Source organism: Acidovorax sp. GW835-FHT14G06 (genome assembly GCF_058793595.1).
Map to the genome: position 1 here is coordinate 342,407 of NZ_JBXAGA010000006.1, position 19,185 is coordinate 361,591.

17 protein-coding genes are annotated in these 19,185 nt (G+C 65.4%); 12 read left to right on the plus strand and 5 right to left on the minus strand.

Annotation, left to right across the window (positions count from 1 at the left end; all coding sequences use genetic code 11):
* Positions 1–150: 150 nt before the first annotated feature.
* Both dnaN and dnaA read right to left on the minus strand, forming a co-directional pair.
* Positions 151–1,269, minus strand: a complete 1,119-nt coding sequence (gene dnaN, locus AC1Q64_RS13140) for a DNA polymerase III subunit beta (protein ID WP_056642086.1) — start codon at positions 1,267–1,269, stop codon at positions 151–153.
* 156 nt (positions 1,270–1,425) lie between these two features.
* Positions 1,426–2,850, minus strand: coding sequence for a chromosomal replication initiator protein DnaA (dnaA, locus tag AC1Q64_RS13145; protein WP_492251619.1), 1,425 nt, complete (start codon positions 2,848–2,850; stop codon positions 1,426–1,428).
* Positions 2,851–3,237: 387 nt separating this feature from the next.
* Here dnaA and rpmH point away from each other — a divergent pair, with 387 nt between their 5' ends.
* The 7 genes from rpmH to AC1Q64_RS13180 all read left to right on the plus strand — a co-directional run bounded on the left by rpmH (position 3,238) and on the right by AC1Q64_RS13180 (position 9,128).
* Positions 3,238–3,372, plus strand: coding sequence for a 50S ribosomal protein L34 (gene rpmH / locus AC1Q64_RS13150; protein WP_005798102.1), 135 nt, complete (start codon positions 3,238–3,240; stop codon positions 3,370–3,372).
* A gap of 73 nt (positions 3,373–3,445) precedes the next feature.
* Positions 3,446–3,949: a ribonuclease P protein component gene (locus AC1Q64_RS13155; RefSeq protein WP_492251620.1), complete on the plus strand. Its 504-nt coding sequence runs from the start codon at positions 3,446–3,448 to the stop codon at positions 3,947–3,949.
* Positions 3,946–4,239, plus strand: coding sequence for a membrane protein insertion efficiency factor YidD (gene yidD / locus AC1Q64_RS13160; protein WP_492251621.1), 294 nt, complete (start codon positions 3,946–3,948; stop codon positions 4,237–4,239). Before AC1Q64_RS13155 ends, yidD begins: the two co-directional genes overlap by 4 nt.
* The gene (gene yidC, locus AC1Q64_RS13165; protein WP_492251622.1) at positions 4,236–5,963 is read left to right on the plus strand and encodes a membrane protein insertase YidC; all 1,728 of its coding nucleotides are present in this window, start codon (positions 4,236–4,238) and stop codon (positions 5,961–5,963) included. Before yidD ends, yidC begins: the two co-directional genes overlap by 4 nt.
* 93 nt (positions 5,964–6,056) lie before the next feature.
* Positions 6,057–7,478 carry a tRNA uridine-5-carboxymethylaminomethyl(34) synthesis GTPase MnmE gene (mnmE, locus tag AC1Q64_RS13170; protein ID WP_492251623.1) on the plus strand — a complete coding sequence of 474 codons (1,422 nt, stop codon included), beginning with the start codon at positions 6,057–6,059 and terminating at the stop codon, positions 7,476–7,478.
* A gap of 81 nt (positions 7,479–7,559) precedes the next feature.
* Positions 7,560–8,051, plus strand: a complete 492-nt coding sequence (locus AC1Q64_RS13175; protein ID WP_291437309.1) for a Crp/Fnr family transcriptional regulator — start codon at positions 7,560–7,562, stop codon at positions 8,049–8,051.
* 111 nt (positions 8,052–8,162) lie between these two features.
* Positions 8,163–9,128, plus strand: coding sequence for a hypothetical protein (locus tag AC1Q64_RS13180; RefSeq protein WP_492251624.1), 966 nt, complete (start codon positions 8,163–8,165; stop codon positions 9,126–9,128).
* Between the two features lie 63 nt (positions 9,129–9,191).
* Here the strand turns inward: AC1Q64_RS13180 and AC1Q64_RS13185 are convergent, their stop codons facing one another.
* A complete protein-coding gene (locus tag AC1Q64_RS13185; RefSeq protein WP_492251625.1) occupies positions 9,192–9,746 on the minus strand; it encodes an adenine phosphoribosyltransferase in 555 nt (184 codons plus the stop codon).
* 224 nt (positions 9,747–9,970) lie between these two features.
* Between AC1Q64_RS13185 and AC1Q64_RS13190 the strand changes: the two genes are divergently transcribed.
* The gene (locus AC1Q64_RS13190) at positions 9,971–13,024 is read left to right on the plus strand and encodes a bifunctional diguanylate cyclase/phosphodiesterase (RefSeq protein WP_492251626.1); all 3,054 of its coding nucleotides are present in this window, start codon (positions 9,971–9,973) and stop codon (positions 13,022–13,024) included.
* A gap of 142 nt (positions 13,025–13,166) precedes the next feature.
* Here the strand turns inward: AC1Q64_RS13190 and AC1Q64_RS13195 are convergent, their stop codons facing one another.
* Positions 13,167–15,152 (minus strand): monovalent cation:proton antiporter family protein, encoded by a 1,986-nt coding sequence (locus AC1Q64_RS13195; protein WP_492251627.1) that lies wholly within the window; start codon positions 15,150–15,152, stop codon positions 13,167–13,169.
* Positions 15,153–15,277: 125 nt separating this feature from the next.
* Here AC1Q64_RS13195 and AC1Q64_RS13200 point away from each other — a divergent pair, with 125 nt between their 5' ends.
* From AC1Q64_RS13200 to AC1Q64_RS13215, 4 genes are read left to right on the plus strand one after another with little or no spacing between them, the layout of a single operon-like run.
* Positions 15,278–16,279, plus strand: a complete 1,002-nt coding sequence (locus tag AC1Q64_RS13200) for a KpsF/GutQ family sugar-phosphate isomerase (RefSeq protein ID WP_291437300.1) — start codon at positions 15,278–15,280, stop codon at positions 16,277–16,279.
* A gap of 2 nt (positions 16,280–16,281) precedes the next feature.
* Positions 16,282–16,851: a KdsC family phosphatase gene (locus AC1Q64_RS13205; protein ID WP_099731688.1), complete on the plus strand. Its 570-nt coding sequence runs from the start codon at positions 16,282–16,284 to the stop codon at positions 16,849–16,851.
* Positions 16,848–17,468: an LPS export ABC transporter periplasmic protein LptC gene (gene lptC / locus AC1Q64_RS13210; protein WP_056056794.1), complete on the plus strand. Its 621-nt coding sequence runs from the start codon at positions 16,848–16,850 to the stop codon at positions 17,466–17,468. Before AC1Q64_RS13205 ends, lptC begins: the two co-directional genes overlap by 4 nt.
* Before the next feature lie 41 nt (positions 17,469–17,509).
* Complete coding sequence (locus AC1Q64_RS13215) at positions 17,510–18,292, plus strand: SDR family oxidoreductase (RefSeq protein WP_492251628.1); 783 nt, start codon at positions 17,510–17,512, stop codon at positions 18,290–18,292.
* A 118-nt stretch (positions 18,293–18,410) separates the two neighbouring features.
* Here AC1Q64_RS13215 and rbp read toward each other — a convergent pair whose 3' ends face one another.
* Positions 18,411–18,962: an RNA-binding regulator gene (rbp, locus tag AC1Q64_RS13220; RefSeq protein ID WP_260665691.1), complete on the minus strand. Its 552-nt coding sequence runs from the start codon at positions 18,960–18,962 to the stop codon at positions 18,411–18,413.
* Positions 18,963–19,185: the final 223 nt, after the last annotated feature.

Here is a 19,185-nt window from a genome sequence, read left to right on the forward strand (position 1 = left end):
GCCTTGGGATCCGTGGAAACCGGGGTTTCCAATATGTTCAATGGTCAAATTTCGCGCTAGCGCATATTGAATATGCGCTATTAGCTATCAATACAGTAGCGTTGGCAATGCGTCGATGCGACTGTGGGGCAGGGCTTGTGCCACGCCGCCTCAAATGCGCATGGGCATCACGACGTACTTGAAGCTGTCGTTCTCGGGGATGGTCAGCAGCGCAGAGCTGTTGCCGTCCGAAAGCTCCACCTTCACCATGTCCTGGCCCATGTTGGCCAGGGCGTCGATGAGGTAGGTCACGTTGAAGCCGATCTCGATGGTGTCGCCACCGTAGTCGATATCGAGCTCGTCCACGGCTTCTTCCTGCTCGGCGTTGTTCGACGCCACGCGCAGGGTGCCGGGCTCCAGGTTCAGGCGCACGCCCTTGAACTTGTCGCTGGTCATGATGGCCGTGCGCTGCAGGCTGGCCAGCAGCGGGGCGCGGCCCAGGGTGATGCTGTTCTTGTGGTTCTTGGGGATCACCCGGTTGTAGTCGGGGAACTTGCCCTCGACCAGCTTGGTGACGAACTCCATGCCGCCAAAGGTGAACTTGGCCTGGTTGTTGGCGAACTGCATCTCGATGTGGGGCTGGTTCTCGCCGCCCGCATCGCTGAGCAAACGCTGCAGCTCGATCACGGTCTTGCGCGGCAGGATGACTTCCTGCTTGGGCACTTCCACATCCAGCGTGGCGCTGGCAAAGGCCAGGCGGTGGCCGTCGGTGGCCACCAGGCTCAGCGTCTTGCCCTCGGCCACGAACAGGATGCCGTTCAGGTAGTAGCGGATGTCCTGCACCGCCATTGCAAATGACACCTGACCGAGCAGGTCCTTCAGCGTCTTTTGCGGCACGGCGAACACGGGGCCGAAGGCGGCGGATTCCTGCACCAGCGGGAAGTCTTCAGCCGGCAGGCTTTGCAGCGTGAAGCGGCTCTTGCCGCCCTTGAGGATGAGCTTGGACTGGGCCGATTCGAGGCTCACCGTCTGGTCACCGGGCATGGTGCGCAGGATGTCGATGAGCTTGCGCGCGCCCACGGTGGTGGTGAAGTCGCCGGTGTCGCCACCCAGCTCGGCGGTGGTGCGTATCTGGATTTCGAGGTCGCTGGTCGTCAGCTGCAGGGCATTGCCCGTCTTGCGGATCAGCACGTTGGCCAGGATGGGCAGCGTGTGGCGGCGCTCCACGATGCCAGCCACGGACTGCAGAACCGCGAGAACCTTGTCTTGTGTTGCCTTCAGGACGATCATGTCATCAACCTCTTGTGGTTTTGGGACGGTGCGTGGACAGCGGCACAGGTCATGCCTCCCCCTGCTATCTATAACCCGCCATTTTGCCCCTTAACGGGGTCGCTTCTTCGTGGGGCTGCCCGACGGGCGTTTCCCGCTGGTTATCTACCCTTCGTGCTACCCTTTGAGCGTCTGCTCCAGCACGTGCAGCTGCTGGTTCAGCTCGGTCAGCTGCTGGCGTTCGCCCGCAATCTTGCGCACGGCATGCAAAACGGTGGTGTGGTCGCGCCCGCCGAACAATTCTCCGATCTCCGGAAGGCTCTTTTGCGTCAGCTCCTTGGCCAGGTACATCGCAATCTGGCGCGGGCGGGCAATGCTGGCCGGGCGCTTCTTGCTGTACATGTCGGCGACCTTGATCTTGTAGTAGTCGGCCACCGTCTTCTGGATGTTTTCCACAGAAATCTGCCGGTTCTGGATAGACAGCAGATCACGCAGCGCCTCGCGGGCCAGCTGGATCGAAATCTCTTTCTGGTTGAAGCGCGAGTACGCCAGGATTTTGCGCAGTGCGCCTTCGAGCTCGCGCACGTTGGAGCGCACGTTCTTGGCCACGAAGAAGGCCACTTCCTCGGGCATCTCGGTGCCTTCAACGCGGGCCTTGTTGATCAGAATGGCCACGCGCATTTCGAGTTCGGGCGGCTCGATGGCCACCGTCAGGCCCGAGTCAAAACGCGAGACCAGCCGCTCGTGGATGTTGGCCAGGCCCTTGGGGTAGGTGTCCGACGTCATCACGATGTGCGACTTCTTGGCAAGCAGGGCCTCGAACGCATTGAAGAATTCTTCCTGCGTGCGGTCTTTGTTGGCGAAAAACTGTACGTCGTCGATGAGCAGCAGGTCGAGCGAGTGGTAGCGCTCCTTGAACTCATCGAAGGTGCGGCGCTGGTAGGCCTTAACCACATCAGACACGAACTGCTCGGCATGGATGTAGAGAACTTTGGCGTCAGGCTTGTCCTGCAGCAGGCGGTTACCCACAGCGTGCACCAGGTGGGTCTTGCCCAGGCCCACGCCCCCATAGATGAACAGCGGGTTGTACAGGTGGCCCGGCATGCCGGCCACATGCATGGCGGCTGAGCGCGCCATGCGGTTGGCCGTGCCTTCCACCAGGGTCTCGAACGTGAGGGCGGCGTTGAGGCGGTTGCGGAACGCGCCCGCCGTGGCCTCATCGTTGCTGCTGGAGGGGGTTTCGGCCGGCGCTGCGGGGCTGGAGGGCTCCTGCGATGTGGGCCGTACATAAGTCCTGGCCACCGACTCACGCTGAGCGAGCGCTAACTCCAGCGTGACCGGTTGGCCATACAGACCTTCGAGCAGCGCGGCAATGCGGCCAGCGTACTGGGCGCGGATCCAGTCGAGTTTGAAGCGGTTGCCAACGAGCAGCGTGACTTTGGAGAAGTCTTCGGCCACTTGGGCAATCAGGGGCTTGATCCAGGTGTTGAACTGTTGTTCTGGCAGGTCTTGTGCCAGTTGCTCAACGCAGGCTTGCCACAGGCCCTGACCGGCATCTGAGCCGGGCGAATTGATGGGGCTGCGGGTGGGTTCCTCGGTCATTTCTGGGGAATTCTTATTGTGGATAGGAGGAACGGGGTAAGGCGGTGGATTGTAGCTTGTCAAGGAGTTATCCACAATTTGAAGGCGGCTGTCATCCGGGGGAATCCGGGGTAGCCATGCGGGGAAGAGGTGGCCTGAAAGGGTCGGGCGCTGCTGCCTCCGCGACCCGTTGGTAAAGGCCTGCCCATCGAAAGGCATTGCCAGTCGGCCACAAGCCTGCGATAATTTTGGGTTTCCCTGAATGTGTTCAGGGTGATTTGACCCGGCGCGCCGTTATTTCTGCCCCGTGGGTCTGCCTCCAGGCGATGTTTTATACATAGTGTGGGTGTGCAGATTGCAGGGGGTTCAAGAGCAGCAGTCCGGAACTGAACCTCAAGGAATAGCACCATGAAACGTACTTACCAGCCCTCCAAGACGCGCCGCGCGCGCACCCACGGTTTTCTCGTCCGCATGAAGACCCGCGGCGGCCGTGCCGTTATCAACGCACGCCGCGCCAAGGGCCGCAAGCGCCTGGCCGTCTAAGGCCGTTACGGTCTACGGCCTGTTCCCCGCCTGTTCCCGGTTTGTACCGCCAGGTTCCAAACGGGGCGCTTGCATGCACAGGCTAAAAACCCGGCCGCAGTTCCAGTCTGCCATGGCGGGGGGCACTGTCTCCCGCACGGCGCATTTTGCGTTGCATCGTCTGGTGCTGGACGCCGATGGCAGCGCTGCTGCCGGCCTAGCTGATGCTGTCGCACCCACAAGGCCCGGCTCCTTGCCGCACACGCAAGGGCCGCAGGCTCTGTTTGTCGTTCAGGGTGTCTGGCTGGGTGCCATGGTGCCCAAGCGCTGGGCGCGCCGCGCCGTGACGCGCAACACCATCAAACGGCAGATCTACACCGTGGGCGCCACGTTTGAGGCGCGTTTGCCGCAGGCCGCCCATGTGGTGCGCCTGCGCTCGGCGTTTGATCGCAAGCAGTTCGTGAGCGCCACGTCCGACCAGCTCAAGCAGGCGGTACGCGCGGAGCTGCTGCAGCTTTTCGGATACGCAACCCGGCATGCAGGCACTGCAGTTGCTGCATCTGTGCCGCCGGCGGCTCAGCCGGTGACTGTCCCATGATGCAGCGCTTGCTGATTGGCGTGGTCAAGGGCTATCGGCTGTTCCTCAGCCCCTGGCTGGGCTCGGCCTGCCGCTTCGAGCCGACCTGCTCGGTCTATTCGCTGCAGGCGCTAGAGCAGCACGGCGCTGTGGCAGGCAGTTATCTCACGGTGCGCAGGCTGGTACGCTGCCACCCCTGGTGTGACGGGGGCCATGATCCGGTCCCGCAAGATCTGCCGCGCAGCCTGCGGCTTTTCTCCAGGCTCACCCCTCCCACCACTCCCCCATCCTCACCAAAGAAGTCTTCATGAACGACATTCGCCGCACCATCCTGTGGGTGATTTTTGGCTTTTCCATGGTTCTGCTGTGGGACAAGTGGCAGCTGCACAATGGCAACAAGGCCACTTTTTTCCCGACCACGCCCGCAGTGACAGCCCCTGCTGCTGCCGCAGGCGCGGCCTCCGGCGCGACCGGGGCTGCCAGCGTGCCAGCCACCAGCGTGCCAGCCACCAGCGTGCCCGCAGCCACAACGGCCGCGCAAGGCGCGGCAGCCGTGCCCGGGCAGCCTGCCGCAGCGGCTGCACCTGCCAAACGCGAACGCATTGAGGTCAAGACCGACCTGTATCGCCTGGTGTTCGACAGCGAAGGCGGCTCGCTCACGCAGGCCGAGCTGCTCAAGCACGCCGACATGACCGACAAGGCCCGCAACTTCCTGTTGCTGGATGAAAGCGCGCAGCGCGTCTACGTGGCGCAGACCGGCCTGGTGGGCGGCACTTTCCCCACGCACAAGACGGTGATGACGGCCGTTCCCGGCCCGCGCGAACTCAAGGACGGTGAAGACTCCATGAGCATCCGCTTCGAGTCGCCCGACCAGGGCGGCGTGAAGCTGGTCAAGACCTGGACCATCCAGCGCGGTGCTTATGACATCGCCGTCAAGCACGACATCGTCAACACCGGCAGCGCCGCCGTGTCGCCCCAGCTGTACCTGCAGCTGGTGCGTGACGGCAACAAGCCGCCTGGAGAGTCGTCGTTCTACTCCACCTTCACTGGCCCAGCGGTCTTCACCGAAGCCAAGAAGTACCAGAAGATTGAGTTCAAGGACATCGACAACGGCAAGATCGACATCCCTAAGGACTCGGCCAATGGCTACGTCGCCATGGTGCAGCACTATTTCGCCACTGCATGGCTGCTGGCCGACGGCGTGCAGCGCGAGCCCTTCACCCGCAAGGTGGACACCAACCTGTACTCCGTGGGCATGCTGACCTCCCTCGGCACCATCGAGCCGGGCGCCACCAAGACCATCGACGCGCGCCTGTTCGCCGGCCCGCAGGTCGAGACCATGATGGAAAAGCTGTACCCCGGCCTGGAACTGGTCAAGGACTACGGCTGGCTGACCATCCTGTCCAAGCCGCTGTACTGGCTGCTTGATCAGCTGCACAAGCTGCTGAACAACTGGGGCTGGTCCATTGTCGCCCTGGTGCTGCTGCTCAAGATCGCGTTCTACTGGCTCAATGCCAAGGCCTACGCCAGCATGGCCAAGATGAAGGCCATCAACCCCAAGATCATGGAGATGCGCGAGCGCCTCAAGGACAAGCCGCAGCAGATGCAGCAGGAGATGATGCGCATCTACCGCGAGGAAAAGGTCAACCCCATGGGTGGCTGCTTCCCCATCATGATCCAGATCCCCGTGTTCATTGCGTTGTACTGGGTGCTGCTGTCCAGCGTGGAAATGCGCAACGCACCTTGGATTGGCTGGATCCACGACCTCTCGGCGCCGGATCCGTTCTTCATCCTGCCCCTGCTGATGACGGCCAGCTCGCTGCTGCAGACCGCCCTGAACCCCGCGCCACCAGACCCGATGCAGGCCAAGATGATGTGGTTCATGCCGTTGATCTTCAGCGTGATGTTCTTCTTCTTCCCGGCCGGCCTGGTGCTGTACTGGCTGACCAACAACATCCTGTCGATCGCGCAGCAGTGGCTCATCAACACCCGCATGGGCGTGCCACCGCAGTTCAATCTGCCCAAGTTCAAGTGATGCGGCAGCGGCAACGCTGACATCCACGAACTGACCCCCAAAGGCCGCGCAAGCGGCCTTTTTCTTGCCCATCTACCTTGTACAGTCGCCACCATGCTTGCCCGCCACCAAGACCCCATCGTCGCCATCGCCACCGCCCCGGGGCGTGGGGCCGTCGGCATCGTGCGCGTGTCAGGGCGTGGGCTGGATGCGCTGGTGCAGGCGGTTTGTGGCCGCGCACTCAAACCCCGCGAGGCCACCTACCTGCCCTTTCGGGATGCGCAGGGCCAGGCCATCGACCAGGGGCTCGCGCTGTATTTCCCCGGCCCACACAGTTACACCGGCGAAGACGTGCTGGAGCTGCAGGCCCATGGTGGCCCGGTGGTGCTGCAACTGCTGTTGGCGCGCTGCCTGGAGGCGGGTGCTGCCACCCACCCTGCTACCAGCCAGCCCAATCTGCGCGGCCTGCGCGTGGCGCAACCTGGTGAATTCACTGAACGTGCCTTCCTGAACGACAAGATCGACCTTGCCCAGGCCGAGGCGATTGCCGACCTGATCGATGCCAGCACGGAAGCCGCAGCCCGCAGCGCCAGTCGCTCGCTGACCGGCGCGTTCTCGGCCGAAATCCACAGCCTGCGCGACGCGCTCATCCACCTGCGCATGCTGGTGGAGGCCACGCTGGACTTTCCTGAGGAAGAAATTGACTTCCTGCGCAAGGCAGATGCGCACGGACAGCTATCGAATCTGCAGCAAACGCTGGCCTCGGTGATGCAGCGAGCACGCCAGGGCGCGCTGCTGCGCGAAGGCATCAAGGTGGTGATTGCGGGCCAGCCCAATGCCGGTAAAAGCTCGCTGCTCAATGCGCTGGCGGGTGCCGAGCTGGCCATCGTCACGCCCATCGCGGGCACCACGCGCGACAAGGTGCAGCAGACCATACAGATCGAAGGCGTGCCCCTGCACATCATCGACACCGCTGGCCTGCGTGACAGCCTGGACGAAGTGGAGCGCATCGGCATCGCCCGCGCCTGGGACGAGATTGCCGGAGCGGACGCTGTGCTGTTCCTGCACGATCTGTCACGACAGAATGCTCCTGAATATGTAGCTGCTGATGCAGATATCGAAAGCGCCTTGGGCCAAAAACTGCCCAAAAATATCCCCGTGATCGATGTCTGGAACAAGCTGGACTGTGCGGCGGGTGCTTCTCCCACTGCGAGCCCTGAGCGCCCTGCGGTGCACCTGTCGGCCCGCACCGGGCAGGGGCTGGATGGCTTGCGGCGGCTGTTGCTGGACGTGGCGGGCTGGCAGTCGGCGCCCGAGGGCATCTACATTGCCCGCGCCCGCCATGTGCAGGCGCTGCAGGCCGTGTCGTCGCATCTGCAGGAAGCCGCTGACCAACTGCAAGCCCAGGGCCCGGCGCTGGACCTGCTGGCTGAAGAGCTGCGGCTGGCGCAGAACGCCCTGAGCGCCATCACCGGCGAGTTCACCTCCGACCACTTGCTGGGCGTGATCTTCTCCAGCTTCTGCATCGGCAAATAGCGACCGTTGGTCGCCCTATCTTGTAAACGGACGTAAACAGCGCTTGTGTCCGATCTGTAACAGGGGTACTTTCGGCAGACCATGAATGTTCCCATGCCCGTAGCCTCCAAGGTGGACCTCAAAGGTCTGATCGACGCCATTGCCCAGACCACGGCGGAGGACAGCATGACCAACCCGCTGACGGCTGCACAGTGGGAGGTGCTGTCGTCCTACCTCCTACCGGTGGTGTTGCCCGCCGGCCAGGTGCTGTTCAGCCAGGGTGCTACGGACCGCACTTTGTACCTGGTCGAAAGCGGCAGCCTGAGCGTGCACTACCAGGACGAAAAAGAACGCCTGCGTCTGGCGATAGTGGGTGCCGGGTCGGTGGTGGGTGAAGGCGCTTTCTTCTCGCACCGCACGCGCAGCGCCACCGTGCAGGCCAGCGCACCCTGCAAGCTGTGGAGCCTCACAGCCATTCGCTTTACCGAGCTGACCAACCGCCAGCCTGCCATTGCCCTGGGCTTGGCTATGGCCGCAGGGGCGGTGCTGGCCAAGCGCCTGGGCAACCGCCGCCGCCGCGTTGCGGCCACCTGACAAGGGGCCCCTGTCGGGGGTTTCCCTCGGGCTTCTTCCGCCTTCTGCGGGGGGATGGCGCGTTACACTCGATTTGGATTTTGTCCAGGCACCATCCGAAGAAAGCAAGCCATGTCCCTGTTCAGTTGGTTCAGCCGCAAACCCGCTCCCGCCAAGCCCCGCGCAGCGGCCGAGCCCTCCGGCCTGTTCAACGCCGACGCCACCGTGCCCCTGCAACCCGGGCGCCAGGGCAAGCCGCTCGTGGAGCCCCAGCCACCAGAGCACGCCGCCAACCGCAAGAACGAGCGCATGGAGCGCCGTGAGCTGCTCTACACCGTGGTGCGCGACGCCATGGTGCGCGCCGGCGTGCTGTCGGCCAGCTACAAGTTCAAGGTGCTGTCGCTCGACCAGCGCGGCCGCCAGTTCCTGGTGATGATGGACCTGGCCCGTGAATACGGTGGCGAGACGGTGCGCCTGAGCGAGATCGAAGCACTCATCGCCCAGACCGCCAAAACCCGTTACGACATCCTGGTGACGGCCGTGTACTGGCGCATCAACGACCATGTGGCGGTAGGGATTCCGCAAAAGGGCGTGGCGCCCCAGGGCGCTGCGCTGCCGCTGCAGGCGGCTTCCACAGCGGTGCGCCGCCCGCCAGCAGCGGCCACCGCCCCTGCGCCCCTGGCTCCATCGCCTGCACCGCTGGCGGGCGCACGCCCCGCTGCAGCTGCGACAACACCTGTTTCTCCGACCCCTTCGGCGCCTCCACCTGCCCCGCTGGCGGCGCGCCGCCCGCTCGGCGCGGTGTCGGCTCCCGCACCCCTGGTGTCCGCACCTGCGCCCCTGGCCGCTGCGCGGCCTGCATCCTCTCCCCGCTTTGAACCCATCGAGGCCGATGAGGTGGCTGCGTTCAAGCGTGCGCTGGCCAATGCCGCAGGGTCATCGGCGGCCACTGCAGCGGCCGCCAAGCCGGGCGTTCCCGTGCGCTCCGGCCCGCTGCTGCCACCGTCCCAGCCTACCGGCTTTGAGGACACGGAGATGCCTGGTGCCGATGGCCCGGCCCCCGACCTGAGTAGCACCCAGTACGGCGAACTTAACTAAGGATTTGTGCGGGGCATGCCGAGCGGCGCAGCGCCGCCGCCCCACGCCCTCCTTACCCCTGGGTCAGTGCCCCGCGAAGTCCACCAGCGTGTACAGCGGCAGGCCCGATTCACGCAGGCGCTGTGAGCCGCCCAGCTCGGGCAGGTCCACGATGGCGGCGCCCTCGGTGACCGTGGCCCCCAGTTTTTCCAGCAGCTTCTTGCCTGCCATCATGGTGCCGCCGGTGGCGATCAGGTCGTCGATCAGCAGCACCCGGTCATCGGCCTTCACGGCGTCGGTGTGCAGCTCCACCGTCGCACTTCCGTATTCGAGTTCATAGGTCTCCTCCACGGTCGTGAAGGGCAGCTTGCCCTTCTTGCGGATGGGTACGAAGCCTACGTTCAGCTCATAGGCCACCACAGCCCCCAGGATGAAGCCCCGTGCATCCAGGCCCGCCACCACGTCCGGGCGCAACGCCTTGTCCATGTAGCGGTGCACAAAGGCATCGATCAGCACACGGAACACCTTGGGGTCCTGCAGAAGCGGGGTGATGTCCCGGAACTGCACACCGGGCGCGGGCCAGTCGGGGACGGTGCGGATGTGCTGGCGAAGGTACTGGTTGACGCTGAGGGGCTGCATGGGCGGGTGCGGGAATGATGACTCTGAGGAAGGCCGGGCGGTGCCGGTGCCTGGGGCTGAGCCGGGGCTGCCAGGTTGCTTTGGGCACGGAAAGTGCGAGAGTGTAAACAGCCCATGTGTTTGGCGCGTGCGACTACCCCAGACGCCATAATGTGTTTCACTGGCGCTACAAACTTTGCGCCGCCTGCGATGGGCGGTGCCCCAACCAACACGCCGATCGGCCCATGCCCATCTCCGTCCTGCTGATCGAAAGTGACCACCCCCACGCACAGGCCGTGGCGGAGGCGCTGGCAGACCCCTGGTCGGGCTGGCGCGTGGACGTGGTGGGGTCGATCGCCCAGGCGCGTGAACACCTGTTGCGCAACCGCCCCGACATCGTGCTGGCTGCCCAGCGCACCGTGGATGGCTCTGCGTTTGACCTGTTGCAGCTGCTTGACGGCGTTCCCGCCATCATCATCGTGCGCATGGGGGCAGAAACCCACGCGGCCCAGGCCATGCGCCACGGATTTGACGATTTCACGGTGCAGGATCCGGCGCTGGACTACCTGCTCACCTTGCCCGCGCAGATCGAGGCCGTGCTGGAACGCAGTTCCAGCGCCCGTGCCCGCCGCGCGGCCGAGGCCATGCTGGCGCGCCAGCACCGGCTGCTGCAGGCCATCTCTCGGGCCCAGGGCATGTTCATTGCCAGTTCTGGCCCCCGTGCCGCGTTCGAGGCGCTGCTGAACGAGCTGATGACCCTGACCCAGAGCGCGTTTGGCCTGGTGGGCCAGGTGCAGCGCGCCGACGATGGGCACCCCTACCTGCGTGTGCATGCGATGACCGACATCAGCTGGGACGAGGCATCGCGCCAGCGTTACGCCAAGCACGCCGAGGACGGCATGGTGTTCGATAACCTGCACTCGCTGGTGGGCGCTGCGCTGGTTTCGGGCGAGCCTGTCATCAGCAATGATGCCAACCATGACCCGCGCAGCGCGGGCACTCCACGCGGGCACCCCACGTTGCGCACTTACCTGGGCATACCCATTCACGCCGCGGGCGAGCTGGTGGCCATGGTGGGTCTGGCCAACCGCAGCGGCGGCTACTCCAGCGCCGATGTGCAGTTTCTGCAGCCCTTGCTGAGCACCATTGGCCAGTTGGAGACCGCCCGCCGCGCGGAGCTGGCCCGCAGCCATGTGGAAGCCGAACTGGCCCGCACCAGCGCTCTGCTGGCCGAAAAGACCCAGGCGCTGGAGGGCACACTGGCCAACATCTCCCAGGGCATCACCAGTGTGGACGCCGAGGGGCGCATCCGCGTCTACAACCAGCGCTACCTGGAGCTGCTGGGCCTGCCCGAGTCACTGCTGGCCACGCAGCCCCTGGTGGAAGAGGTGGTGCGCTTTCAGACTGAGCGGGGGGATTTTGGTCCCGATTTCCAGCTCATCGAACCCATGGCGCGCAAATATGTCGCCTCGGAGTACGCCGCCCACGGCAACCAGATGCCCTTGCCTGACAGCTATGTGCGGCGCACGCCCCAGGGCCGTTATATCGAGGTGCGCACCCGCGCCCTGGAGCCTGGCGGGCGCGTGCGTACGTTCACCGATGTCACCGACTACCTGAGCACGCTGGAGGCACTGCGCCAGAGCGAAGCGCGCTGGCGCAGCCTGACGGACCTGTCGTCCGACTGGTACTGGGAGCAGGACGACCAGTTCCGCTTCGTGCGGCTGGATGGCAATCCGTACCACACGGAGGGCGTGCCGGATGAGATGCACTATGGCCTGACCCGCTGGGAGCTGCCCGACACCTTCGCCACCGAGGGGCAATGGCGCGAGCACCGCGAGCAGCTGGAGGCGCACCAGGTCTTTCATGACTTCGAGATGCAGCGCCTGTCCCGGGATGGCAAACCCGTGTGGGTGTCGATCAGCGGTGAGCCCATCTTTGATGAAGAGGGGCGGTTTACCGGCTACCGGGGCGTGGCGCGCGACATCACCGAACGCAAGCTGGCCGAGGCCGAGATCCAGCGCCTGGCGTTCTACGACGAACTCACCGGCCTGCCCAACCGGCGCCTGCTGATGGACCGGCTGGAGCGCGCGGTAGCCACCACCCACCGCGAGGGCCGCCACGGCGCCCTGCTGTTTCTGGACCTGGACAACTTCAAGGGCATCAACGACACCATGGGCCACGAGTGGGGCGACCGCCTGCTGGTGCAGGTGGCTGCGCGCATCGGGGCCTGCGTGCGGGCCGCCGACACGGTGGCACGCCTGGGTGGCGATGAGTTTGTGGTCGTGCTGCAGGGCCTGCATGGCGAGGAGGTCGAGGCTGCCGCCGAGGCAGAGGCCGTGGCCCACAAGGTGCTGATGACGCTGAACCAGCCCTACGTGGTGGACGGCTGTGACATGCACAGCACCCCCAGCATCGGTATTGCGCTGTTCCAGGACGCGCAGCAGCCCGTGCAGGAGCTGCTCAAGCGCGCCGACCTGGCCATGTACCAGGCCAAGGCGCAGGGGCGCAACACCCTGTGCTTTTTCGACCCCGCCATGCAGGCCGCCGCATCGGCACGTTCTGCGCTGGAGGGGGACATCCGCCAGGGCATCTCGCGCGACGAGTTTCTGCTGCATTACCAGCCGGTGGTGGACGCCACCGGCCATCTGCTGGGTGCCGAGGCGCTGGTGCGTTGGCAGCACCCGCAGCGCGGCATGGTCTCGCCCGCCCACTTCATCCCGCTGGCCGAGCAGACGGGGCTGATCCTGCCTTTGGGTCGCCAGGTGCTGATCATGGCTTGCCGCCAGCTGGCGCAATGGGCCACAGTCCCGGCGACGGCCGCCTGGACGCTGGCCGTCAATGTCAGCGCGCAGGAGTTCCGTCAGCTGGACTTCGTAGAGCAGGTGCTGTCCGTGTTGCGTGAGTCGGGTGCCAACCCGCGCCTGCTCAAGCTCGAGCTCACCGAAAGCCTGCTGTTGCACGACGTGGAGGACAGCATCCTCAAGATGCAGGCGCTGCGCACGCTGGGTGTGGGCTTTTCGCTCGACGACTTCGGCACGGGTTACTCATCGCTGAGCTATCTCAAGCGCTTGCCGCTGGACCAGCTCAAGATCGACCAGAGCTTTGTGCGCGACGTGCTCACCGACCCCAACGACGCCACCATCGCGTGCACCATCATCACGCTGGCCCGCAGCCTGGGCCTGGATGTGGTGGCCGAGGGGGTGGAAACCGAAGGGCAACGCACCTTCCTGCTGCGCAACGGCTGCCGCCAGTTCCAGGGCTATCTGTTCGGGCGCCCCGGGCCTGCAGAGTTGTTGTAGATTGCTGTTAAATATATAGCTGTTGGCGCATATTGCACTCGCGCTACAGGTCGATTTCATCCAAATTTTGGCGCCAATCCGCTGCAACGGGCGCGTCCTGCGCCAGAACCGTCGCGCAAGGGCCGCCCCGCCGCTCAGGGGGTCAGCCCTTCAATAGCTTGTCCTCCGCCAGCGCCAGTGCCGCCGGGTGGCCCGACAGCACCAGCGTGTCGCCTTCGGCCAGCTGCGCGTCGTCCACGGCTGCGCTCACGTGGCCATTGCCGCGCCGCAGGTTGACCACGCGCACACCCATGGCGGGCAGGGCCAGCTGGCCCAGGCTGCGGCCCAGGGCGGTGGAGCCCGGTGGCAGGTTGATGGTGGACAGTCGCTCCTGGTCGCGTTCGTTCACGGTGTCGTCGTCCGCGCCATGGAAGTAGCCGCGCAGCAGGTTGTAGCGCGCATCGCGCTGGTCCTGCACCAGCCGCAGCACCCGGCGCATGGGCACGCCCACCAGGGCAAGGGCGTGGCTGGCCAGCATCAGCGATCCTTCAATGGCCTCGGGCACGACCTCGGTCGCACCGGCCTCTTGCAGCTTGTCGAGGTACAGGTCGTCCTGCGTGCGCACCACCACCGGCACCTGCGGCGCGTGCGATCGGGCATTGGCAAGCACTTTCAGCGCGGCAGGCACGTCGATGTAGGTCACGGCCACGGCGCTCGCGCGCACCAGGCCCGCCGCCATCAGCGCCTGCAGGCGTGTGGCGTCGCCGTACACCACCGAATCGCCGGCCGCTGCGGCCTGGCGTACGCGGTCCGGGTCCAGGTCCAGCGCCATGTACGGGATGCCTTCGTGCTCCAGCATGCGCGCCAGGTTCTGGCCGCAGCGGCCGTAGCCGCAGATGATCACGTGTTTGCTGGTGTTGATGGACTTGCGCGCAATCGACGTCATCTGCAGCGACTGCTGCAGCCAGTCGCTGGCCACCAGCTTCATCACGATGCGGTTGCTGTACATGATGAGGAAGGGCGTGGCCAGCATCGACAGAACCATGGCCGCGAGGATGGGGTTCATCAGCGCCGGCTGCACCAGCCCGTTGCTCTGCGTGAGCGACAGCAGCACAAAGCCGAACTCGCCGGCCTGCGCCAGGTACAGCCCGGTGCGCAGCGCCACACCGGTGGTCGCGCCCATGCCCCGCGCCAGCACCAGGATGATCCCCAGCTTGAGCACCAGGGGCACCGTGAGCAGCATCAGCACCAGCGCCCAGCGGTCCACCAGGATGTGCCAGTCCAGCATCATGCCGATGGTGATGAAGAACAGCCCCAGCAGCACATCGTGAAACGGCCGGATGTCCGTGCCCACCTGGTGGCGGTACTCGGTCTCGGACACCAGCACGCCCGCAATGAAGGCGCCTAGCGCCAGGCTCAGGCCTGCCAGCTCGGTCAGCCAAGCCAGGCCCAGCGTGATCAGCAGCAGGTTCAGCATGAACAGCTCGTCGCTCTTGCGCCGCGCCACCAGCGTGAGCCACCAGCGCATCAGTCGCTGGCCGCCGGTGAGCAGCAGGCCCACCAGCACCGTCGCCTTGATCAGCGCCCAGCCCAGCGAGGTCAGCAGTTGGTCGGGCGACGATCCCAGGGCTGGAATCAGCACCAGCAGCGGCACCACCGCCAGGTCCTGGAACAACAAGATGCCCATCACCCGCCGGCCGTGTTCACTCTCCAGCTCGGCCCGCTCGGCCATGAGCTTGACCACAATCGCCGTGCTGCTCATGGCCATCACGCCCGACAGCGCCAGCGCCGTCTGCCAGCCCATGTCCCACACCCCGCCCGCCCAGTGCGACAGCATCAGTGCCAGGCCGACCACGACGGCCATGGTCAGCACCACCTGCATCAGGCCCAGGCCGAACACCTGCTTGCGCATGGCGCGCAGCTTGGGCAGGCTGAACTCCAGCCCGATGGCAAACATCAGGAACACCACACCAAACTCCCCCAGATGGCGTACGCCCTCGGAGTTTTGCGTCAGCGCCAGGGCATGCGGGCCAATGAGCACCCCGGCAGCCAGATAGCCCAGCATGGGGGGGAGCTTCAGGCTGCGACAGGTCACCACGCCCAGCACTGCGGCCAGCAGGTAAAGCAGGGTGAGGGCAAGAGAAGACATGGGTTCGATGCTATCCGAGCCCGGTGGGCTGGGCACGGCCTTTTCTGCCGGGACGCACAGACCATGCCAGTGGACTTGGCGCACACGATGGTCCGGCAGGCATGCCCGGTCGATAGAATCCCTGCATGACCCCCGCCCCCGCCGCGCTGCCCCCTTTTGATGCTGATCAGGCCCTGCGCCTGGCCCGCGAGACCTTCGATATCGAGGCTGCGGCCGTCCTCGGCCTGAAGGCCCGCGTCGGCGAGCCGTTCACGCAGGCAGTGCAGGCAATCCTCACGGTGCGCGGGCGGGTGGTGGTGATGGGTATCGGAAAAAGCGGGCACGTAGGCCGCAAGATCGCCGCCACGCTCGCCTCCACCGGGACGCCCGCCATGTTCGTGCACCCGGCCGAAGCCAGCCATGGCGACCTGGGCATGATCAAGTCCATCGATATTGTGCTGGCGCTCTCCAACAGCGGGGAGGTGGATGAGGTCACCACCTTGCTGCCGGTGATCAAGCGCCTGGGAGCCACCTTGATCGCCATGACGGGGCGCCCACAATCCACCTTGGCGAAGCATGCAGACATCGTGCTAGACAGTGGCGTGGAGCGCGAGGCGTGCCCCTTGCAACTGGCCCCCACCGCCAGCACCACGGCCCAGCTGGCCATGGGCGACGCGCTGGCCGTGGCCCTGCTGGATGCCCGGGGGTTCCGTCCCGAAGACTTTGCCCGCTCGCACCCTGGCGGTGCGCTGGGCCGCAAGCTGCTCACCCATGTGAGCGACGTGATGCGCTCGGGCACCGAGGTGCCGCGCGTGGCCTCCGATGCATCGTTCAGCGACCTCATGCGCGAGATGAGCGCCAAGGGCCTGGGCGCCTCGGCCATCGTGGATGCCGCCGGGCAGGTGCTGGGCATCTTCACCGACGGTGATTTGCGCCGCCGCATCGAGGCCGGGGCGGACCTGCGGTCTACCACCGCCGCCCAGGTCATGCACGCCAACCCGCGCCGCATTGCCCCCGACGCCCTTGCCGTGGACGCCGCCGAAATGATGGAAGCCCACGCCATCACCAGCGTGCTGGTGGTGGACGCGGCGGGCGTGCTGGTGGGCGTGGTGCACATCGGCGATCTGATGCGGGCGAAGGTGATCTGACGATGGCGCTGGTTCCTCAGACCTCTCCCTCTCCTGCCCTGCAGATTGACCCTGAACTGCTACTGCGCGCCCAGGGCGTGCGCGTGGCCTTTTTCGACGTGGATGGCGTGCTCACCGACGGCGGCCTGTACTTCAGCGAAACGGGCGAGACCCTCAAGCGCTTCAACACCCTGGACGGCCACGGCCTCAAGCTGCTGCAAAAGGCAGGCATCACCCCCGCCGTGATCACCGGCCGCGACTCTGCCCCATTGCGCGTGCGCCTCAAGGCCTTGGGCGTGGAGCACGCCGTGTTCGGCACCGAAGACAAGCGCCCCGCCGCCGAGCAGATGCTGGCCACCCTGGGCCTGACCTGGGCGCAGGCCGCTGCCATGGGCGACGACTGGCCCGACCTGCCCGTGATGCGCCGCAGCGCCTTTGCCTGCGCGCCCGCAAACGCCCAGACCGAGGTGCGCCACGCGGCCCACTTCGTCACCCAGGCGCGCGGGGGCGACGGTGCGGCGCGCGAGCTGTGCGACCTGCTGCTGGTGGCTACGGGCCGCTACGCGGCGCTGCTGGCGGACTACACCGCATGATCCGCGTGATCCGCCAGGGCTGGGACCAGCTCTCGATCTACCTGCCCGTGGTGCTGATGGGCCTGCTGGCCCTGGGCACCTGGTGGCTGGTGCGCAACGCGCCCATGCCCCAGCTGCCAGCGATTGACCGGCCCGTGCAGCACCAGCCGGACTATTTCATGAAGTCCTTTTCGGTGAAGACATTCGATGCCACGGGCCGCCTGCAGAGCGAGGTGCAGGGTGACGAGGCGCGCCATTACCCCGACACCGACACGCTGGAGATCGATCAGGTCCGCATGCGTTCGGTCAGCCTCGATGGCCGGGTCACCGTGGCCACGGCCAACCGGGCCCTGAGCAACGCCGATGGCTCCGAAGTGCAGTTGTTCGGCAACGCCATCGTCAAGCGTGAACCGCTGCCCGCCAAGCCCGGGGCGGCAGCGCAGCCCCCCATGGAGTTCCGTGGTGAGTTTCTGCATGCCTTCACCAACACCGAGCGGGTGCGCTCTGATCAGCCGGTCACGCTCACCCGTGGCAACGACCGCTTCACCGCCGACAGCATGGATTACGACAACCTCGACCAGGTGCTGCAACTGCGCGGGCGCGTGCGCGGCATGATCCTGCCGGGCACAACGCGGTAGCCTCCACCTATCCTGCCTAGCCGCCCACTGTCGGAATGCACATGACCACTCCCCTTGTCTTCATCACCGGCGCATCCAGTGGCATCGGCCAAGCCCTGGCCCAGCGCTATCACCAAGCGGGGTTTCGCCTGGCTCTGGTGGCGCGGCGCACTTCCGAAGTCAAAACATGGGCAAGTGCTCAAGGAATAAGCCCTGAAAGCTATGAAATTTATAGTGCTGATGTGTCGGTGACTGACAGCATCGTGGCTGCAGGGCGCGATTGCATTGCACGCCAGGGTGTGCCGGATGTGGTGATCGCCAATGCCGGCATCAGCGTGGGCATGGACACAGCGGTGCGGGACGATATCGACGTCATGGCCCGCACCTTTGCCACCAACAACATTGGCATGGCGGCCACCTTCCAGCCGTTTGTAGACGCCATGGTGCAGCGCGGCAGCGGCACCCTGGTGGGCATCGGCAGCGTGGCCGGCATCCGGGGGCTGCCCGGCCATGGCGCCTACTGCGCCAGCAAGGCGGCTGTCATCAGCTACTGCGAAAGCCTGCGGGGTGAATTGCGCCCCCACGGCGTGCGCGTGGTGACGGTGTCGCCGGGCTACATCGATACCCCCCTCACGCAACAGAACCGCTACAGCATGCCGTTTTTGATGCAGCCCGCCGATTTTGCCGACCAGGCGTTCCGCACCATTCAGGCGGGCGTGAGCTACCGGGTTATCCCCTGGCAAATGGGCGTTGTCGCCAAGCTGCTGCGCATGCTGCCCAACCCATTGTTTGACAAGGTGCTGGCGGGCCGCCCACGCAAGCGCCGCCAGGGCGAAATGCAGTAGGGGCGGGATTGCACAAGGCGCTCCGAGGCGCCGGGGGCGATGGATATTGCTATCTCGACGTGCAGCTGCCATGAAAAAGGGCCCTGAAGGGCCCTTGTGACAGAAAAACGGGTGTGGTTCAGTAGCCGCCGTTGCCGCCGCCACCGTAGCCACCACCGCCGCCATTGCGGCCGCCGCCACCACCGTTGCGCGAACCCGAGCCGTACGGGCTGCGAAAGCCACCTTCGCTGCGGCCACCGCCGCCATAGCTCCCGCCACCACCTTCGCGGCCGCCGCCGTAGCCACCGCCGCCGCCCTCGCGGCCACCACCATAGCCACCGCCGCCTTCACGGCCGCCGCCATATCCGCCACCACCGCTGCGGCCGCCGCCGTAGCCGCCGCCACCACCACCGCCGAAACCACCGCTACGGGGTGGGCGTGGTTCCATGGGGCGGGCTTCGTTCACCACAATGCTGCGGCCGCCGAGGGGTTGGCCGTTCATGCCGTTGATGGCGGCCTGGGCTTCTGCGTCGCTGCCCATCTCCACAAAGCCAAAGCCTTTGGAGCGACCCGTGTCGCGCTCCATCATGACCTTGGCGCTGGTCACGGCACCGAACTGGCCAAAGGCCTGTTCCAGATCACCGTCGCGCACCGAGTAAGGCAGGTTGCCGACGTACAGTTTGTTGCCCATCGAGGGACTCCTCAAAAACACATGGATAAAGCGATGGAGTCCCCAAAACGCAGCCAGCTAATCTCAATGACGCTCTCAGCGCGAAACTGACGGATCACCGCAAACTTGAAGTGCGGGCCAAACCCGCCAGACCATTATGCGCCACACTTTTGGGGAAAAAGCAAGGGGCTTTGCGCGCTGTGGTGTCCGTGCCGCGCCAAAATGCAAAAAGGAGCCCGAAGGC

What these genes read in the sequence shown, in the direction of transcription:
- AC1Q64_RS13155 (WP_492251620.1), top strand. Translation starts at nt 3,446, where the DNA reads ATGCACAGGCTAAAAACCCGGCCGCAGTTCCAGTCTGCCATGGCGGGG.
- AC1Q64_RS13190 (WP_492251626.1), top strand. Translation starts at nt 9,971, where the DNA reads ATGCCCATCTCCGTCCTGCTGATCGAAAGTGACCACCCCCACGCACAG.
- dnaN (WP_056642086.1), bottom strand. Translation starts at nt 1,269, where the DNA reads ATGATCGTCCTGAAGGCAACACAAGACAAGGTTCTCGCGGTTCTGCAG.
- AC1Q64_RS13195 (WP_492251627.1), bottom strand. Translation starts at nt 15,152, where the DNA reads ATGTCTTCTCTTGCCCTCACCCTGCTTTACCTGCTGGCCGCAGTGCTG.
- yidD (WP_492251621.1), top strand. Translation starts at nt 3,946, where the DNA reads ATGATGCAGCGCTTGCTGATTGGCGTGGTCAAGGGCTATCGGCTGTTC.
- rbp (WP_260665691.1), bottom strand. Translation starts at nt 18,962, where the DNA reads ATGGGCAACAAACTGTACGTCGGCAACCTGCCTTACTCGGTGCGCGAC.
- yidC (WP_492251622.1), top strand. Translation starts at nt 4,236, where the DNA reads ATGAACGACATTCGCCGCACCATCCTGTGGGTGATTTTTGGCTTTTCC.
- AC1Q64_RS13200 (WP_291437300.1), top strand. Translation starts at nt 15,278, where the DNA reads ATGACCCCCGCCCCCGCCGCGCTGCCCCCTTTTGATGCTGATCAGGCC.
- dnaA (WP_492251619.1), bottom strand. Translation starts at nt 2,850, where the DNA reads ATGACCGAGGAACCCACCCGCAGCCCCATCAATTCGCCCGGCTCAGAT.
- AC1Q64_RS13175 (WP_291437309.1), top strand. Translation starts at nt 7,560, where the DNA reads ATGAATGTTCCCATGCCCGTAGCCTCCAAGGTGGACCTCAAAGGTCTG.
- mnmE (WP_492251623.1), top strand. Translation starts at nt 6,057, where the DNA reads ATGCTTGCCCGCCACCAAGACCCCATCGTCGCCATCGCCACCGCCCCG.
- AC1Q64_RS13205 (WP_099731688.1), top strand. Translation starts at nt 16,282, where the DNA reads ATGGCGCTGGTTCCTCAGACCTCTCCCTCTCCTGCCCTGCAGATTGAC.
- lptC (WP_056056794.1), top strand. Translation starts at nt 16,848, where the DNA reads ATGATCCGCGTGATCCGCCAGGGCTGGGACCAGCTCTCGATCTACCTG.
- AC1Q64_RS13185 (WP_492251625.1), bottom strand. Translation starts at nt 9,746, where the DNA reads ATGCAGCCCCTCAGCGTCAACCAGTACCTTCGCCAGCACATCCGCACC.
- rpmH (WP_005798102.1), top strand. Translation starts at nt 3,238, where the DNA reads ATGAAACGTACTTACCAGCCCTCCAAGACGCGCCGCGCGCGCACCCAC.
- AC1Q64_RS13215 (WP_492251628.1), top strand. Translation starts at nt 17,510, where the DNA reads ATGACCACTCCCCTTGTCTTCATCACCGGCGCATCCAGTGGCATCGGC.
- AC1Q64_RS13180 (WP_492251624.1), top strand. Translation starts at nt 8,163, where the DNA reads ATGTCCCTGTTCAGTTGGTTCAGCCGCAAACCCGCTCCCGCCAAGCCC.